The organism is Citrobacter sp. 21OH12SH02A-Citro, assembly GCF_027919895.1.
Lineage (GTDB): Bacteria > Pseudomonadota > Gammaproteobacteria > Enterobacterales > Enterobacteriaceae > Citrobacter > Citrobacter braakii.
The window spans coordinates 689,459-705,754 of the sequence record NZ_CP114801.1 but is presented as its reverse complement, the minus strand read 5'-3'; the positions used below and the strand labels follow the sequence as shown (position 1 = coordinate 705,754).

At 52.9% G+C, this 16,296-nt stretch carries 15 protein-coding genes and 1 riboswitch; of the genes, 7 read left to right on the top strand and 8 right to left on the bottom strand.

Annotated features, from left to right (window positions below; translation table 11 throughout):
• The first annotated feature begins 19 nt into the window (after positions 1-19).
• The 3 genes from O6D90_RS03470 to dsbI are packed head-to-tail and all read left to right on the top strand — an operon-like array spanning position 20 to position 3,200.
• Positions 20-1,816: an aryl-sulfate sulfotransferase gene (locus O6D90_RS03470; protein ID WP_016157489.1), complete on the top strand. Its 1,797-nt coding sequence runs from the start codon at positions 20-22 to the stop codon at positions 1,814-1,816.
• A 23-nt stretch (positions 1,817-1,839) separates the two neighbouring features.
• A complete protein-coding gene (locus O6D90_RS03465; protein WP_016157490.1) occupies positions 1,840-2,508 on the top strand; it encodes a thiol:disulfide interchange protein DsbA/DsbL in 669 nt (222 codons plus the stop codon).
• A 14-nt stretch (positions 2,509-2,522) separates the two neighbouring features.
• Positions 2,523-3,200, top strand: a complete 678-nt coding sequence (gene dsbI / locus O6D90_RS03460) for a protein-disulfide oxidoreductase DsbI (protein WP_016157491.1) — start codon at positions 2,523-2,525, stop codon at positions 3,198-3,200.
• 83 nt (positions 3,201-3,283) lie between these two features.
• Here dsbI and ribB read toward each other — a convergent pair whose 3' ends face one another.
• A complete protein-coding gene (gene ribB / locus O6D90_RS03455; protein WP_271143250.1) occupies positions 3,284-3,937 on the bottom strand; it encodes a 3,4-dihydroxy-2-butanone-4-phosphate synthase in 654 nt (217 codons plus the stop codon).
• Between the two features lie 106 nt (positions 3,938-4,043).
• Positions 4,044-4,193, bottom strand: a riboswitch (FMN riboswitch).
• 132 nt (positions 4,194-4,325) lie between these two features.
• Here ribB and ubiK point away from each other — a divergent pair.
• Positions 4,326-4,622: a ubiquinone biosynthesis accessory factor UbiK gene (ubiK, locus tag O6D90_RS03450; protein WP_003024618.1), complete on the top strand. Its 297-nt coding sequence runs from the start codon at positions 4,326-4,328 to the stop codon at positions 4,620-4,622.
• A 34-nt stretch (positions 4,623-4,656) separates the two neighbouring features.
• Here ubiK and glgS read toward each other — a convergent pair whose 3' ends face one another.
• The 4 genes from glgS to O6D90_RS03430 all read right to left on the bottom strand — a co-directional run bounded on the left by glgS (position 4,657) and on the right by O6D90_RS03430 (position 10,931).
• Positions 4,657-4,863, bottom strand: coding sequence for a cell surface composition regulator GlgS (glgS, locus tag O6D90_RS03445; protein ID WP_019077704.1), 207 nt, complete (start codon positions 4,861-4,863; stop codon positions 4,657-4,659).
• Between the two features lie 307 nt (positions 4,864-5,170).
• On the bottom strand, positions 5,171-6,604 hold the full coding sequence (hldE, locus tag O6D90_RS03440; protein WP_016157492.1) for a bifunctional D-glycero-beta-D-manno-heptose-7-phosphate kinase/D-glycero-beta-D-manno-heptose 1-phosphate adenylyltransferase HldE: 1,434 nt from the start codon (positions 6,602-6,604) through the stop codon (positions 5,171-5,173).
• Positions 6,605-6,663: 59 nt separating this feature from the next.
• Entirely contained in the window at positions 6,664-9,504 is a 2,841-nt protein-coding gene (glnE, locus tag O6D90_RS03435; RefSeq protein ID WP_016157493.1) for a bifunctional [glutamate--ammonia ligase]-adenylyl-L-tyrosine phosphorylase/[glutamate--ammonia-ligase] adenylyltransferase, read from the bottom strand.
• 125 nt (positions 9,505-9,629) lie between these two features.
• Positions 9,630-10,931 (bottom strand): inorganic triphosphatase, encoded by a 1,302-nt coding sequence (locus O6D90_RS03430; RefSeq protein WP_016157494.1) that lies wholly within the window; start codon positions 10,929-10,931, stop codon positions 9,630-9,632.
• A 241-nt stretch (positions 10,932-11,172) separates the two neighbouring features.
• On the opposite strand from O6D90_RS03430, the gene O6D90_RS03425 reads away from it, so the two are divergent.
• Positions 11,173-11,793 carry a TIGR04211 family SH3 domain-containing protein gene (locus O6D90_RS03425; RefSeq protein ID WP_016154533.1) on the top strand — a complete coding sequence of 207 codons (621 nt, stop codon included), beginning with the start codon at positions 11,173-11,175 and terminating at the stop codon, positions 11,791-11,793.
• 61 nt (positions 11,794-11,854) lie between these two features.
• A complete protein-coding gene (locus tag O6D90_RS03420; protein ID WP_271143249.1) occupies positions 11,855-13,090 on the top strand; it encodes a multifunctional CCA addition/repair protein in 1,236 nt (411 codons plus the stop codon).
• 52 nt (positions 13,091-13,142) lie between these two features.
• Here O6D90_RS03420 and bacA read toward each other — a convergent pair whose 3' ends face one another.
• The gene (bacA, locus tag O6D90_RS03415) at positions 13,143-13,961 is read right to left on the bottom strand and encodes an undecaprenyl-diphosphate phosphatase (protein WP_016154535.1); all 819 of its coding nucleotides are present in this window, start codon (positions 13,959-13,961) and stop codon (positions 13,143-13,145) included.
• An 86-nt stretch (positions 13,962-14,047) separates the two neighbouring features.
• Complete coding sequence (gene folB / locus O6D90_RS03410) at positions 14,048-14,416, bottom strand: bifunctional dihydroneopterin aldolase/7,8-dihydroneopterin epimerase (RefSeq protein ID WP_003828442.1); 369 nt, start codon at positions 14,414-14,416, stop codon at positions 14,048-14,050.
• A gap of 106 nt (positions 14,417-14,522) precedes the next feature.
• On the opposite strand from folB, the gene plsY reads away from it, so the two are divergent.
• A complete protein-coding gene (gene plsY, locus O6D90_RS03405) occupies positions 14,523-15,140 on the top strand; it encodes a glycerol-3-phosphate 1-O-acyltransferase PlsY (RefSeq protein ID WP_016154536.1) in 618 nt (205 codons plus the stop codon).
• Between the two features lie 31 nt (positions 15,141-15,171).
• On the opposite strand, the gene ttdR is transcribed toward plsY, so the two are convergent.
• Entirely contained in the window at positions 15,172-16,113 is a 942-nt protein-coding gene (gene ttdR / locus O6D90_RS03400) for an L-tartrate utilization transcriptional activator TtdR (protein ID WP_016157496.1), read from the bottom strand.
• Positions 16,114-16,296: the final 183 nt, after the last annotated feature.

Genomic DNA, 16,296 nt, shown 5'->3' with positions numbered 1-16,296 from the left:
AATATAAGGAGATATATCCATGTTTACACAGTACCGAAAAACACTTCTAGCCGGAACGCTTGCACTGACGTTTGGCTTTGCCGCAGGGAATTCATTTGCCGCAGGTTTCCAACCAGCCCAGCCCGCAGGAAAATTGGGTGCGATAGTCGTTGACCCATACGGAAACGCCCCTCTTACCGCACTGGTTGAATTAGATAGTCACGTTATTTCGGATGTTAAAGTTACCGTTCATGGTAAAGGTGAAAAAGGAGTCCCAATTACCTATACCGTCGGCAAAGAATCCCTCGCCACCTACGATGGGGTTCCTATTTTTGGCCTTTATCAAAAGTTCGCTAATAAGGTCACTGTTGAATATAAAGAAAATGGCAAGGCCATCAAGGAAGATTACGTGGTGCAAACATCTGCCATCGTTAATCACTACATGGATAACCGTTCTATTTCCGATTTACAGCAAACAAACGTTATTAAGGTCGCACCTGGCTTTGAAGACCGTCTCTATCTGGTGAATACCCACACCTTTACCGCACAGGGCGCAGAATTCCACTGGCATGGTGAAAAAGATAAAAATGCCGGTATCCTGGATGCTGGTCCGGCCGGTGGCGCATTACCCTTTGATATCGCACCCTTTACCTTTGTCGTTGATACGGAAGGCGAATATCGTTGGTGGCTGGATCAGGACACTTTCTATGACGGTCATGACATGGATATCAACAAGCGCGGTTACCTGATGGGCATACGGGAGACACCGCGCGGCACCTTCACCGCCGTACAGGGCCAGCACTGGTATGAGTTCGATATGATGGGCCAGATTCTGGCCGACCATAAGCTGCCGCGCGGATTCCTCGACGCATCGCATGAGTCCGTCGAAACGGTGAACGGCACCGTACTGCTTCGCGTGGGTAAACGTGATTATCGTAAGGAAGATGGCATTCACGTACAAACTATCCGCGACCAGATTATTGAAGTCGACAAATCCGGTCGTGTTGTTGACGTGTGGGATCTGACAAAAATTCTCGATCCGATGCGTGATGCACTGCTGGGTGCGTTGGATGCGGGCGCGGTATGCGTCAACGTGGACCTCGCTCATGCCGGCCAGCAGGCAAAACTGGAGCCAGATACCCCCTACGGTGATGCCCTCGGCGTGGGTGCGGGTCGTAACTGGGCGCACGTTAACTCCATCGCCTTTGACGCCAAAGACGACGCCATCATTATCTCTTCCCGCCATCAGGGGGTTGTCAAAATCGGTCGCGATAAACAGGTTAAGTGGATCCTTGCACCGTCTAAAGGCTGGAATAAGGCGCTGGCAAGCAAGCTGTTAAAACCGGTTGATGATAAAGGCAACGCACTGAAATGTGATGAAAATGGCAAGTGCGAGAATACCGATTTTGATTTTACCTACACTCAACACACCGCATGGCTCTCCAGCAAAGGAACGCTTACCATTTTTGACAACGGCGATGGCCGCGGACTCGAACAACCGGCGTTACCAACAATGAAATACTCCCGTTTCGTCGAATATAAAATTGACGAGAAAAAAGGGACCGTCCAGCAAATTTGGGAGTACGGAAAAGAGCGCGGTTATGATTTTTATAGCCCTATCACCTCGGTTATCGAATATCAAAAAGATCGCGACACCATGTTTGGCTTTGGTGGTTCGATTAATTTATTTGACGTTGGACAGCCAACCATCGGCAAAATCAACGAAATTGACTACAAAACAAAAGAAGTCAAAGTCGAAATTAATGTCCTGTCCGATAAGCCAAATCAAACTCACTACCGTGCATTGCTGGTTCATCCACGCCAAATGTTTAAATAATTACGTTAGATTAAGGATTAATTATGTCATCTAAATGGATCACTTCATTATTTAAAAGCGTGGTATTAACCGCCGCGCTTGCCTCACCGTTTGCAGCATCAGCGTTTACTGAAGGCACTGATTATATGGTTCTGGAAAAACCAATTCCCAACGCCGATAAGACGTTGATCAAAGTATTCAGTTACGCCTGCCCATTTTGCTACAAATATGATAAAGCCGTGACAGGGCCCGTGTCAGACAAAGTCGCCGATGTCGTTACTTTCACTCCGTTTCATCTGGAAACCAAAGGGGAATACGGTAAACAGGCCAGCGAAATCTTTGCCGTAATGATTGCCAGGGACATGGCTGCAGGTATTTCATTGTTTGACGCCAAATCACAGTTTAAAAAAGCCAAGTTCGCTTATTACGCCGCCTACCACGATAAGAAAGAGCGCTGGTCAGAGGGTAAAGATCCCGCCTCATTCATCAAAACAGGGTTGGATGCAGCGGGCATGAGCCAGGCTGATTTTGACGCGGCATTGAAGGATCCAGCCGTCCAGCAAACGCTGGAGAAATGGAAAGCAGCATATGATGTCGCCAAAATCCAGGGCGTTCCGGCTTACGTCGTCAATGGTAACTACCTGATCTACACCAAAAATATCAAATCTATTGATTCCATGGCTGAGCTTGTCAGAGAGCTCGCGAAAAAATAAACAGGGACCCGGCTATGGCTTTCATAAAAGGATCGTGGCGAGACTTACGCAATACACCGGTTGATACCCTGGTGAGATGGCAGGAACAGCGCTTTCTGTGGCTGTTGATGGCTTGCGCAATGGGTGGATTGATTATTCTGGCGCACTCGTTCTTCCAAATCTATCTCTACATGGCCCCCTGCGAGCAATGTGTCTACATTCGCTTTGCCATGCTGGTGATGGTTTTTGGTGGATTGATTGCGGCAATCAACCCCAAAAATGTTGCTCTGAAGCTCATCGGTTGTATCGCGGCATTTTACGGCAGCATCCTGGGCATTAAGTTCTCCATTAAACTTAACGGCATTCATTATGCTGTACATAACCCGGACCCGGATTCACTGTTTGGCGTACAGGGATGTTCCACCGATCCGACATTCCCTTTCAATTTGCCTCTGGCCAACTGGGCACCGGAGTGGTTTAAACCCACAGGAGATTGCGGCTATGACGCTCCCATCGTTCCCGACGGCGTGGCGCTCAGCAGTACGCAAAAGTGGTTTGTCGATCTGTACCAGCAGTCAGAAGGCTGGTATCTGATCCCGCCTTGGCATTTTATGAACATGGCGCAGGCCTGTTTGTTGGCCTTTAGTTTGTGCTTACTGTTGCTCGTCATTATGAGCGGCGCATGGGCATTAAAGCGGGTGAGAACCAAATAATCGGAGCAAGAAACAAAAAAACCGAAGCCTGGAAGATGGCTTCGGTTTTTTATGCTTACCGCGACTAACGTGGTAATTTGCGATTAGCTGGCTTTGCGCTCATGCGCCTGACGGTAAGCCACCAGGTCTTCGATAGTAACTACCGCCATATTATGCTTGCCGGCAAATTCGATACATTCTGGCGCACGCGCCATGGTGCCATCGTCATTGGTCAGTTCGCACAGCACGCCTGCCGGTTTAAACCCTGCCAGCGTCATCAGGTCGATGGTTGCTTCAGTGTGACCACCGCGGGTCAACACGCCACCTGCCTGAGCACGCAGCGGGAAAACGTGCCCCGGACGGTTAAGATCGGAAGGTTTAGCGCCATCCTGAATTGCCGCACGCACCGTAGTAACACGGTCCGCAGCGGAAACGCCGGTGGTCACGCCTTCTGCGGCTTCAATGGTCACGGTAAAGCCGGTACCGTAAGCGCTGGTGTTATTTTCCACCATCATTGGCAGATCGAGCTGTTTGCGTCGGTCTTCAGTGATGCACAAGCATACAATACCGCTGCCGTGACGAATGGTCAGAGCCATCTGTTCAACCGTCATGGTTTCTGCCGGGAAAATCATATCGCCTTCGTTTTCACGATCTTCGTCGTCAAGCACCATCACACAGCGTCCTTCACGCAGCGCAGACAGCGCAAGTTCAACACGTTCGAAAGGCGTACCAAAAGAGGAAAGTAGCGTCTGATTCATGGTAAAAAAACCTCACTAAAATTATGGTTACCAGAATCAGGGCAGTCTTAGGAGTACCGTCTAAGCGGCAAAAAAATAACGTGAGCGGGTCCATGCCCGACTGGATCGTTACTCTCTCCCATCCGGACTCTAACCGTCGGCCCCGGAATTACACCGGATCTGCTGACCTTTGAGTTTGCACCCAAAGCGCTCGCGGGCTTTCAACCAGAGTTGATTTACCGCCGGTGGGGAATTTCGCCCCGCCCTGAGAATAAGCGGGTTAACTATAACGCTATTGATTACCTTCATCAACGCCTTTGCTCGTCTTAGCTTCACACAATTCTGGTTTATGCCTGTGCCAGTTCGCACTACAATAGGCAACAACACGTACCAGTTCAGGGAAACCACAATGATTGACCCGAAAAAAATTGAGCAGATTGCTCGTCAGGTTCACGAGTCGATGCCGAAAGGGATCCGCGAGTTTGGCGAAGACGTCGAGAAGAAAATTCGTCAAACGCTGCAGTCACAGCTGACCCGTCTGGATCTGGTAAGCCGTGAAGAGTTTGATGTACAGACTCAGGTTTTGCTGCGTACCCGTGAAAAGCTGGCGCTGCTTGAGCAACGTCTGACTGAGCTGGAATCGCGTGAAAAAACGGCAGAAGTTAAACCTGCTCCCGCGATCCCGTCAGTCGATCCGCAAGAGTAAAAACGACAACGGGCCGCAAGGCCCGTTTTTTCTGTTAGTGTTCCAGTTCTAGCTTCCTGGCCTCCGTCGCCTGCTGGCAGTACAGCGCATAGCGTTTGCAAAACCAGCTACGATGTTCTTCATCCATATTCCCAGTTATCGCCTGGATATCTACGGGATGGCCCTCAGCTTGCATCCTGGCAAAACTACGGGCCAGGAAATCGAAATTGTTCATTGAATACATATTGCTGTTCATGAGCATACCCTCCAGTTATTGAATATCTGTTAAGGCCATATGCTTTTTCTAATTTCAGTATTTCCCTGGATGCGAAGTTATTCTGTACATATTGTGCGCAAAACCACTGCGCTGGTTCACAGTTTCCCACGAAATCTAAGAGGGGTCGGATTTAAGGTCAGCGTGACGCACGCTTATTGTAACGTCATGTAAAAGTAAATCGGGGGGAGAAATCCCCTCTCCCCTTATTCCTTTACTTTAGGTTGAAGAAAACAGCAGCATCAATAGCAAGAAACGTATCGAATCCAAAAGTTCGATACGTTTCCAGCATTTGTTATTTATCGCTGTCTTTTTGGATCTTCTTGATGATATTGGTCGTTGAGCAGCCATCTTCAAAGTTCAGCACCAGCACTTCACCGCCATTCGCCCACACTTCTTTGCTGCCCGCAATATCTTCCGGCTTATAGTCGCCGCCTTTTACCAGCAGATCCGGCAGGATGCCGGCAATCAGACGCTGTGGTGTGTCTTCTTCAAAAGAGACCACCCAGTCGACGGCTTCCAGCGCGCCCAGCACGATCATGCGCTGTTCCAGCGGGTTGACCGGACGCGTTTCGCCTTTCAGACGTTTGGTCGAAGCATCGCTGTTTACCGCCACGATCAGACGATCGCCCAGCTTGCGCGCATTCGCCAGATAGGAAACGTGGCCAGCATGTAGGATGTCGAACACGCCGTTGGTCATCACCACTTTCTCACCGCGCTTGCGGGCGCTGGCAACGGCCTGTTTCAGCTCAGACTCGCTCATCACGCCAAAGCCAGTGTCGGCCCGACCGCGCACGGCGTTTTCCAGTTCAATCGGGGAAACGGTGGAAGTCCCCAGTTTACCGACGACAACACCCGCTGCGGCATTAGCAAAATAGCACGCCTCTTCCAGAGTGTTCCCCGCCGCCAGCGTCGCTGCCAGCACGCCGATCACCGTATCGCCCGCCCCCGTCACGTCATACACTTCCTGCGCCTGCGTCGGCATATGCAGTGGCGATTTGCCCGGTTGCAGCAGTGTCATACCCTGTTCGGAACGCGTGATCAGCAGCGCGGAAAGGTCGAAATCTGCAATCACTTTCATGCCGCGCTCAACCAGTTCATCTTCGCTTTTGCACTTACCGACCACCGCTTCAAATTCAGACAAATTCGGCGTCAGCAGCGTTGCGCCACGATAGCGTTCAAAATCGGTCCCTTTCGGATCGATAAGCACCGGCACCCCAGCCTTACGCGCCAGAGCAATCATCTGCTGCACGCTTGCCAGCGCGCCTTTGGCGTAATCGGAGAGCACCAAAGCGCCAATGGAGCCCAGAGCCTGGTTAATACGCTCATGCAGTGGCTGCGGATCCACGCCTTCAAAACCTTCTTCGAAATCCAGGCGAATCAGTTGCTGGTTGCGGGAAAGCACGCGCAGTTTGGTGATCGTCGGATGAGTTGGCACAGAAACGAAGTCACATTTTACGTTCACATCCGCCAGCGTTTTGCTCAGCGCACGCGCCGCGTCGTCAATCCCAGTCAGGCCAACCAGACGCGAATTCGCTCCCAGAGAGGCAATGTTCATCGCCACGTTTGCTGCGCCACCGGGACGTTCTTCAATGGTATCAACCTTCACCACCGGAACCGGCGCTTCAGGTGAAATACGGCTGGTAGGACCGTACCAGTAGCGATCTAGCATCACATCACCGACAACCATGACTCCTGCACGTTCAAACTCTGGCAGCGTTACTTTCATTCCTGTCTCCTGAGAGATTCTCTGAGGGTCTTAAAATTTGCGCGCGATAATAGCACACTTCACTCGGCAACCAGCCACTTCTGCCAGCTGTCACGCACCAGCGTACGTTCAGCGTCGAAGTGCTCCGGCGCCACATGGCCCGGAAGTTCCTGCAATGCAAGATGATGAAGTTCATCGCGCAGCGTCGTATAAGCACGGGTAAGCGCCAGCGCTTCCTGCTCATCCATAATGTCGTTTTGCGCCAGTAACTCCAGAATGCGCACGTTATCCGACCAGCGCGTCAGCTTCGGTTTTTCATGCGCATAGCGCAGCACCAGGTATTGCGTAATAAACTCAATGTCGGTGATGCCGCCTTCATCCGCTTTGATATCAAAACGATCGCGATGCTTATTGCCCAAATGGGCCCGCATTTTCTCACGCATTTCGCGCACATCGGTCTGCAAGGTTTTCGCATCGCGGACGAGGGTCATGATATCGCGACGAGTCGCATCAAACTGAGAGGTCAACCGAGGGTCGCCGTACACCACTCGAGCGCGCACCAGCGCCTGATGCTCCCACGTCCAGGCTTCGTTGCGCTGGTAATCAGCGAAAGCCTCGGTTGATGTCACCAGCATTCCCGCCGCGCCGGACGGACGCAACCGCGCATCCACTTCATACAAAATACCGGATGAGGTGCGGGTGCTGAAAAGGTGCATAATGCGCTGCGACAGACGCAAATAGAACTGTCGCCCGTCAATCTCACGCTCACCATCCGTCATCACGTCCATAGGACAGTCATGCAGGAAGATCAAATCAAGATCCGAACTGTAGCCCAGCTCCCAGCCGCCCAGTTTGCCATACCCGACGACGGCAAAACCGCGCCCCTCGCGCCCGTCAAGATGAGTGGGTTGCCCGTAGCGAGCGACCATCTGCATCCACGCCTGCTGGACTACCGCATCAATAATAGCTTCCGCCAGCCAGGTTAAGTGGTCGCTCACCTTCATCACCGGCAGCGTACCAGCGATATCTGCCGCGGCAATGCGCAACAGCTGCGTTTGCTTAAACTGACGCAGCGCTTCCAACTGCTGCTCTTCGTCATCTTCCGGCACGCGCAGCAAATACTGGCGCAGTTCATCACGGTAGGCATCCGTCGCGGTGGGTTGATACAGGGTGTTCGGATCCAGCAGTTCATCGAGCAACAGCGGATACCGCGCCAGTTGGCTGGCGATCATCGGCGAAGCGGCACATAACGAAATCAGATGCTTAAGCGCTCCGGGGAATTCGCTCAGCAGCTCCAGATAGGTCGTACGGGTCACAATGCCTACCAGCAGCGGTGTGATGCGCGACAGCGGGACTGAGGCGTCGTCACGCGAACAGACATCGCTCAGCAGATGTGGCATTAAGTGATCCAGCACCTGGCGTCCGCGTGGGCCAATGGTGCGTTTATCCAGCTCTTTGCGAAAATCGGCAATCAGAGACAGCACGCGCCGGCGATCGTCATCCGCCAGATGCGTCAGCACCGGCGTGGTGTCATCTTCCTGTAATGCGTCCTGCCACAGTTCACGCCACTGTTCTGAGAGCGACTCTTCCTGGGTTTCTGCTTCGTCATCGCCAATCAACTCGTTAAACACCCGGCGCACGTTGTCCATATGACTGGCCAGCACATCGGTTAGCTGCTGCCAGTCATCGACGTTCATCCCCCACGCCAGCCGCGCGCGGTTCAGTTCATCGCCTGGCAACGTCTGGGTCTGCTCATCATTGATACTTTGCAGCAGGTTCTCCAGACGACGTAAATAGAGATAGGCTGCACGCAGTTGTTCCGCGTCGGTGTCTGACAGCAGGTGCAACGCATTGATGGCGCTGAGCGTGGGTAACAGCGAGCGGGATTGCAATGACGGCTCGCGCCCACCGCGAATAAGCTGGAATACCTGCACGATAAATTCGATTTCACGAATACCGCCCGCGCCCAACTTAATGTTGTCTTTCAGACCACGGCGGCGCACTTCGCGGGCAATCATTCCTTTCATGTTACGCAGAGACTGGATCACACTGAAATCAATATAGCGGCGGAAAACAAAAGGCCGCAGCATAGCGCGAAGCTCACTGACGTAGGTACCGTCGCAATCGCCCATAATGCGGGCCTTGACCATCGCATAGCGTTCCCAGTCGCGCCCTTGTTCCTGGTAATAATCCTCCAGCGCGGAGAAGCTCAGCACCAGCGGGCCGCTGTCGCCAAACGGGCGTAAACGCATATCTACCCGATAGACAAATCCATCCATTGTGGGCTGATCCAGCACTTTGATGAGCCGCTGGCCCATACGGGTAAAGAACTGCGCGTTATCCAGCTCGCGACGTCCGCCCTGCGTACTACCGTGCTCCGGCCAGGCAAAAATCAGATCGATATCAGAGGAAAAATTCAGTTCGCCGCCGCCCAGTTTCCCCATACCTAAAATCAGCAGCGGTTGCGCAACACCTTGTGGATTACAGGGCGTACCCCATTCACGACAGCAGGCGGCGTATAACCAGTCACGCGCGGCGACGATCAGCGTTTCAGCCAAATGGCTTAGCTGCTGCAAGATACTCTCTTCCGTCACCAGCGACAGCGTCTGCGCCCAGGCGATACGCACCATGATGCGACGGCGAAACAGGCGCAGCTCACGCATCAGCGTGTTTTCATCGCTAACGTCGACCAATGCTTGCTGTAACCAATCAGCATAGTGTTGCCATTCATCCGCCCCGGGTGGCGTGCTTTCCAGTTCGACCAGCCATTCGGGATGGGCAATAATGCTGTCGCGAAAAAAATCACTGAATGTAAGCACTGACTTCGCCTGAATACTAAGCGAGGACTCAGATATTGCTGCTGGCAGCCGCTCAACAACGGTCGGCCAGTACTGCTGTAACGGTGAAGAGAGCTGCTTCATTTATGGATTATCCTTTGAATAGTACCGGGCAGCGGCATGTTGCCTTATCCAGCCTGCATGACGCTTCCGCCCATCGCGTAGGCCTGATAAGCGCAGCGCCATCAGGCATCCCGGCCTCACCCTGATTATCGTTTTCCGCTGTGCAGCCAGAACGGTTCCAAAGCAATCGCCTCGTTGCGGAAGTGTTCAATTTCAATGTATTGGTTAGCCGCAATGGCGTGACGTAAACCCTGCCAGGTGGCGATCCATTCCGATGCGACATTTTCGTCGTAGTATCCCGCCAGCATCAGTATGCTATCAATATTGCGCGTCAGGCGCGGAAGTTGATCGGCGTACTGATCGCCCAGCGGCTGAGCAAAAGCTGTTTTCAGTTCAGCGGCATGGCGCGAGAGATGGGTATCTGAGAAACGCTTAAAGGAGTCGGCTATTTTACCCTGCGCCTTCGCATCAAGGAACGGCTGCCACCCTTTGGTCACCAGCCATTCGGTCAGCGCCAGCTTGGCCATCGCCGTTTGCGTGCTGTAAACCGCGGAAACGGCAGAAACGTCAGACGCAATGATCGCTTCCGACTGGGTCAGCAAATCACGTAAGTGAGCACTCGCTTTTCGCGGCACATTACCGCCAAACAGCATCAGAATGTGACGCACCAGGCCCATCGCAGCCAGCACCTCGGCTTTCGCCCCTTTGACGCCGCGCACCCACAGCTCTTCATGGTACTGCCACTGTGATAATGCCAGCTCCAGCGCCGCTTCCAGCCCTTGCTCAATACTCGCTTTTGCCGGAACCTTCAAAATGCGCGTCGGTTTGAGTTCACGCGGTGCATTCCCCTGAGCCAGATGATAGCCGCGCGCCGCTTTACTCAGGCTGCCCTGGCGTAAACCGGTTTGCGATACCAGCTGGTTTGCCAGCTTCAATACTGCTCGGGTATCGCCGCTTAACAGCTCCAGTTCAAGCTCACAGATAGGTTCAGCCAACTCGCCCGCTTTCACTTCCCCGAGATCGAGGGCCATTTCAATGCGGCTACCGTCGATATCAAGGTGCCATTTCTCACGGTAAAAATCGGTGCTGAAGAGCGGCTGTACCTGAGAGGCAAGTTCAGCGGGCAGTTCGCCATCAGGCCAGACTTCCGTTGGAAACAGGGAGAGATCCAACTCTGGCGCGTTCAGCGCAACGTTAAACTCCGGCCGCTGATGCAGGCCACCCGTCACTCGTCCGGCAATTTTCATGGTCATTTCGTAATGACCGTTCTCACCGCGAATACGCAGCCCCATATCGTGACCACGCAGCCACGCATCGGGCGTTTCGTAGTAGATATTCAGCAACTGGCTGGGCGCATGATGCTCTCCCCCCAGCGTATTCAGACGTTCACGTAGCGCATCTACAGCGTCACTATTGACGATAAATTTTAATTCGATTTCCTGGGCCATGGTCTTGTACTTATGGGTTATGTCACAGTTGAGAAAACTGACTGCGAACTAAGCTCGTTCTTTATGGTCAGTAGATAGTATTTTGCGCCAAATTGCCATGCAACGAGCAATTTGACGGGCGTAAAAGTTTCGAGTGGTGGCAAAAAGGACACAGATGATTCCGATTGATGTCGAATGCTTTGCGTAGAGACACTGATGCCACTACTATCGTTCCACTTTCTATGACAATAACGACAGCCTGATGCCAAAATTACGCCTGATTGGATTAACTTTACTCGCACTTAGCGCCACTGCAGTCTCTCATGCCGAAGAAAAGCGCTATGTTTCTGACGAACTGAACACCTGGGTCCGCAGCGGTCCGGGAGATAATTATCGCCTCGTGGGTACGGTTAACGCCGGCGAGGAAGTCACGCTATTACAGACCGATGCCAACACTAACTACGCCCAGGTGAAAGACAGCACCGGACGTACCGCCTGGATCCCACTGAAAGAGCTGAACAGTACGCCGAGCCTGCGTACCCGCGTTCCCGATCTGGAAAACCAGGTTAAGACCTTGACCGATAAGCTCAATAATATCGACACCACGTGGAATCAGCGCACCGCCGATATGCAGCAAAAAGTGTCGCAAAGCGACAGCGTAATCGACGGGCTGAAACAAGAAAACCAGAAGCTGAGGAACGAGCTTATCGTGGCGCAAAAGAAGGTCAGCGCAGCCAACCTTCAGCTTGATGACAAACAGCGCACCATCATCATGCAGTGGTTTATGTACGGCGGCGGCGTGCTGGGTCTTGGTTTGTTGCTCGGCTTGGTTCTGCCACACATGATCCCCAGCCGTAAACGCAAAGATCGCTGGATGAACTGAATCGCCTTCTCCGCCGCACTGACATATGATTAAGGGATCATAATTTCAAAAGGAAAGTGGCGTGAAGATTTATCTGGTCGGTGGTGCTGTTCGGGATGCGTTATTAGGGCTACCGATTAAAGATAAAGATTGGGTTGTTGTCGGCGCCACGCCGCAAGAGATGCTCGACGCGGGCTACCAGCAGGTAGGGCGCGATTTTCCCGTGTTTCTGCATCCGCAAACCCGGGAAGAGTATGCGCTGGCGCGTACCGAACGCAAATCAGGCTCGGGGTATACCGGATTCACCTGCTACGCCGCGCCGGATGTGACGCTGGAGGCCGATCTTCAGCGTCGCGATCTGACCATCAACGCAATGGCCCGCGATGACGACGGCGAGATTATCGATCCGTATAACGGACGCGACGATCTGGAAAACCGTCTGCTACGCCATGTGTCCCCCGCCTTTAGCGAAGATCCATTGCGCGTGCTGCGCGTGGCGCGCTTTGCTGCCCGCTATGCGCACCTCGGTTTTCGTATCGCTGAAGAAACCATGACGCTGATGCGCGATATGAACGCCGCAGGGGAACTGGAGCACCTGACGCCAGAGCGAGTGTGGAAAGAAACAGAAGGTGCTTTAACCACCCGTAACCCACAGGTATTTTTTCAGGTCCTGCGCGACTGCGGCGCACTGCACGTCCTGTTTCCGGAAGTAGATGCCCTGTTTGGCGTTCCCGCGCCCGCGCAATGGCACCCGGAAATTGATACCGGTATTCACACGCTGATGACGCTGTCGATGGCGGCCATGTTAAGTCCGGAGGTCGACGTGCGTTTTGCCACGCTGTGCCACGATCTTGGCAAGGCATTGACGCCAAAAGCGCTGTGGCCACGCCGCCACGGTCACGGTCCGGCAGGCGTGAAGCTGGTCGAGCAACTGTGCCAACGCCTGCGCGTGCCGAATGACATCCGTGATTTAGCCAAACTGGTAGCCGAGTTCCACGACCTCATTCATACCTTCCCGATCCTGCAGCCGAAAACCATCATTAAGCTGTTTGATTCCATCGATGCCTGGCGCAAACCGCAGCGCGTGGAGCAAATCGCCCTGACCAGCGAGGCCGACGTGCGTGGGCGAACCGGTTTTGAAGCGGCGGATTATCCGCAAGGCAGGCTGTTGCGTGAAGCCTGGCAGGTTGCGCAGGCGGTACCAACGAAAGACGTCGTTGAGGCGGGATTCAAAGGTCAGGCTATTCGCGAGGAACTGACCCGGCGTCGGATCGCGGCGGTGGCCGCCTGGAAAGAACAACGTTGCCCGAAAGCGTAGACAGAGCATTGCCGGATAAGCTTTAACGCCGCTATCCGGCAAGCTAGTAAAATCAGAAGAACACGACGTAAACGGCAGCCGCCACAATAAAGCGGTAAATCGCAAACGGAATAAACGAGATGCGCTTAATCAGTTGCAGGAAGGTTTTGATCGCCACCAACGCCACGATAAACGCCGTCACGAAACCAACTGCAAACATCGGAATATCTGATGCGCTGAGGAACGTCCAGCTTTTGTAGAGATCCAGCGCCGTTGCGCCCATCATCATCGGCACGGCCAGCAGGAAGGAGAATTCGGAGGCCGCGTAACGGCTTACTCCCATCAGCATACCGCCAGAAATCGTCGCCCCGGAACGAGAAAAACCCGGCCACAGCGCCAGACACTGGAAACAGCCAATCATAAACGCCTGGCGATAGGTCATATCATCCAGACCCGGCGCACGCGGCTCTTTCGGCTTCAGGCATTCTGCGGCAATCAGCAGCACGCCCCCTACCACCAGCGCATACATCACGTTGATCGGGTTAAACAGCGATTTGATGATGTCGTGGAAAATCAGTCCCAGTACGACGGCAGGAACCATCCCCAACAGGATATGGCCCAGCGTCAGCCGACCTTTGCCAGTGCCTTCATGTGGGACCTTACCGAAGTGAATGCCAATCAGGCCAAACAGACGTCGCCAGAACATCACCACGACCGCCAGGATAGAGCCCAACTGGATAACCACCTCAAATGTTTTTGCGGTGTCACCCTCAAAACCCAGCAAGTGGCCAACAATAATCATATGGCCGGTACTGGAAACGGGTAAAAACTCCGTCAATCCTTCGACCACACCCAAAATTGCCGCCACCAGCAGCGAGTGCATATCACTCATTAATGAACCTCTAGATAGATAAACCACGGCGAAAACGAGCCGACATAAAGACCCTTTTATACCCGTTTGGTTTAGATATTATTATTTTAATTATTTTCTTTCAGATTATTGCCACGCTCAATGATAACCCCGACGTTCGCCGCACGGGCTACCGCGCCAGGTTTACTGAGTTTGATCCGCACCCATGGAGAATTAAAACGGCTCAGCAGCAGATCCGCCACCTCTTCCGCCACGCGTTCGACCAGCGCAAAGCGCCCGCCTTCCACATGATTAACAACCGTTTGAGCAATATCAGCATAGCTCAGGCAATCAGCCACATCATCGCTTTTAGCCGATTTACGGTTGTCCCACGCCATTTCGATATCGAACACCAACTGTTGTTCGATCGTTTGTTCCCAGTCGTAAACACCAATAGTGGTGATTACAGAAAGTTGCTCTATAAATACAATATCCATCACGACCTGCCTGCTTTTTGGCTAACCCGGATACCACTTCCGGCGAAATATGCGTATTATCCACAGAAGTAGCGTTTTACACGACATTTTCAAAACGGAACAGCTTATGAGTGCAATCGCGCCTGGAATGATTATCTTCGCGTACCTCTGTGGCTCAATTTCCAGTGCTATTCTGGTATGCCGCCTTGCTGGATTACCGGACCCGCGTGACAGCGGATCTGGGAATCCGGGCGCGACAAACGTATTGCGCATCGGTGGCAAAGGAGCCGCCGTCGCGGTGCTGATTTTCGACGTCCTGAAAGGTATGTTACCCGTCTGGGGTGCCTATGCGCTAGGCATTAGCCCCTTCTGGCTGGGATTGATCGCGATCGCCGCCTGTCTGGGTCACATTTGGCCGGTCTTCTTCGGCTTTAAAGGTGGGAAAGGCGTTGCCACCGCCTTTGGCGCAATTGCGCCGATTGGTTGGGATTTAACCGGCGTGATGGCCGGAACCTGGCTGCTGACCGTCTTATTAAGCGGCTATTCATCACTAGGCGCTATCGTCAGCGCGCTGATCGCCCCCTTTTACGTCTGGTGGTTCAATCCCCAGTTCACTTTCCCGGTGTCCATGCTGTCGTGCTTAATTCTGTTACGCCACCATGACAACATTCAGCGTCTGTGGCGTCGTCAGGAGCCAAAGATCTGGACCAAGCTGAAGAAAAAACGCGAAAGAGACCCAGAGTGATTTTAATGTCGGATAGCGACGCAACAGCGTCTTATCCGGCGTGGGGAATGTGATACCCCTCTACCGGTTTGCCTAATCGGTGCTGGCACCACGTCGCCAGAAACTCCACGCACACCCGAAGCTTCACGCTGCGATACAGCGGCTCCTGATAAACCGCCCAGATATTGGCGCTTTGCGCATAGTCCGGCAGCACGCGCACCAGTTCACCGCTTGCCAGAAACGGCTGCAGGTCCCATTCGGAACGCAGCATAATCCCTTTTCCCTGTAGCGCCCACTGCAACACAATCTCGCCGCTGTTAGAGGAAAGATGTCCCGCCACCTTGACCGACTTTTTCTCCTGGCCGTTATCCAGCTCCCACACCCCGTGGGTCATATCGCGTTCTTTAGTGACCAGGCAATCATGACGACTTAATTCCTGCAGCGTTGTCGGCTCACCGTATTTTTGTAAATACGTCGGCGCTGCACATAATATTCTTCTATTTTTCGTTAACAAATGCGCAATATAATAATCCGGAATCTCGTCATTAATACGAATATCCAAATCGATATTATCCTGCGCCAAATCAATTTGCCGATCATAAAGTTCAAAATGCACCTGTAATTCAGGATAGCTATGCATCAGTTCGGTAATAGCCGGTGCAATATAACTGCGCCCAAAGCCAAAGCTACAGCCGATACGAATCATCCCTGCCGGGCGCGTTTTGAGTTGCGTGACGTCATCGACCAGATGCTGATAGCCCGCAAGAATAGCCTGCGCATGTTCATAACAACGTTGACCACTCTCCGTGAGTATCACGCCGCGCGCGGAGCGGCTTAGCAGCGTCGTCCCCAGCGTGGACTCAAGGATCTGAATGCGTTTCGTCACAAACGCGGGTGTTTGGCCCAGCGCCGCGGCGGCGGCACTGAAGCTGCCGCTATGAACAATTTCAACCAGGACCTGCAGGTCTTTCGCGAGGGGATACGTGTTCAGCATGATAGGTATATCCGTAAAGTTGTTAACCGCAGTGTAATTCCCTCATGCGTATTAAACCCTGCCTTTGCGCAATTTTTATTGCTTATCTGAACATCATTCACGATCTGTTAATTGGATATTCACAGTGGCAAATAATATAAACCCACATTTTTAGTGGTAGTTTGTGGCGGAGAATTTATTTCC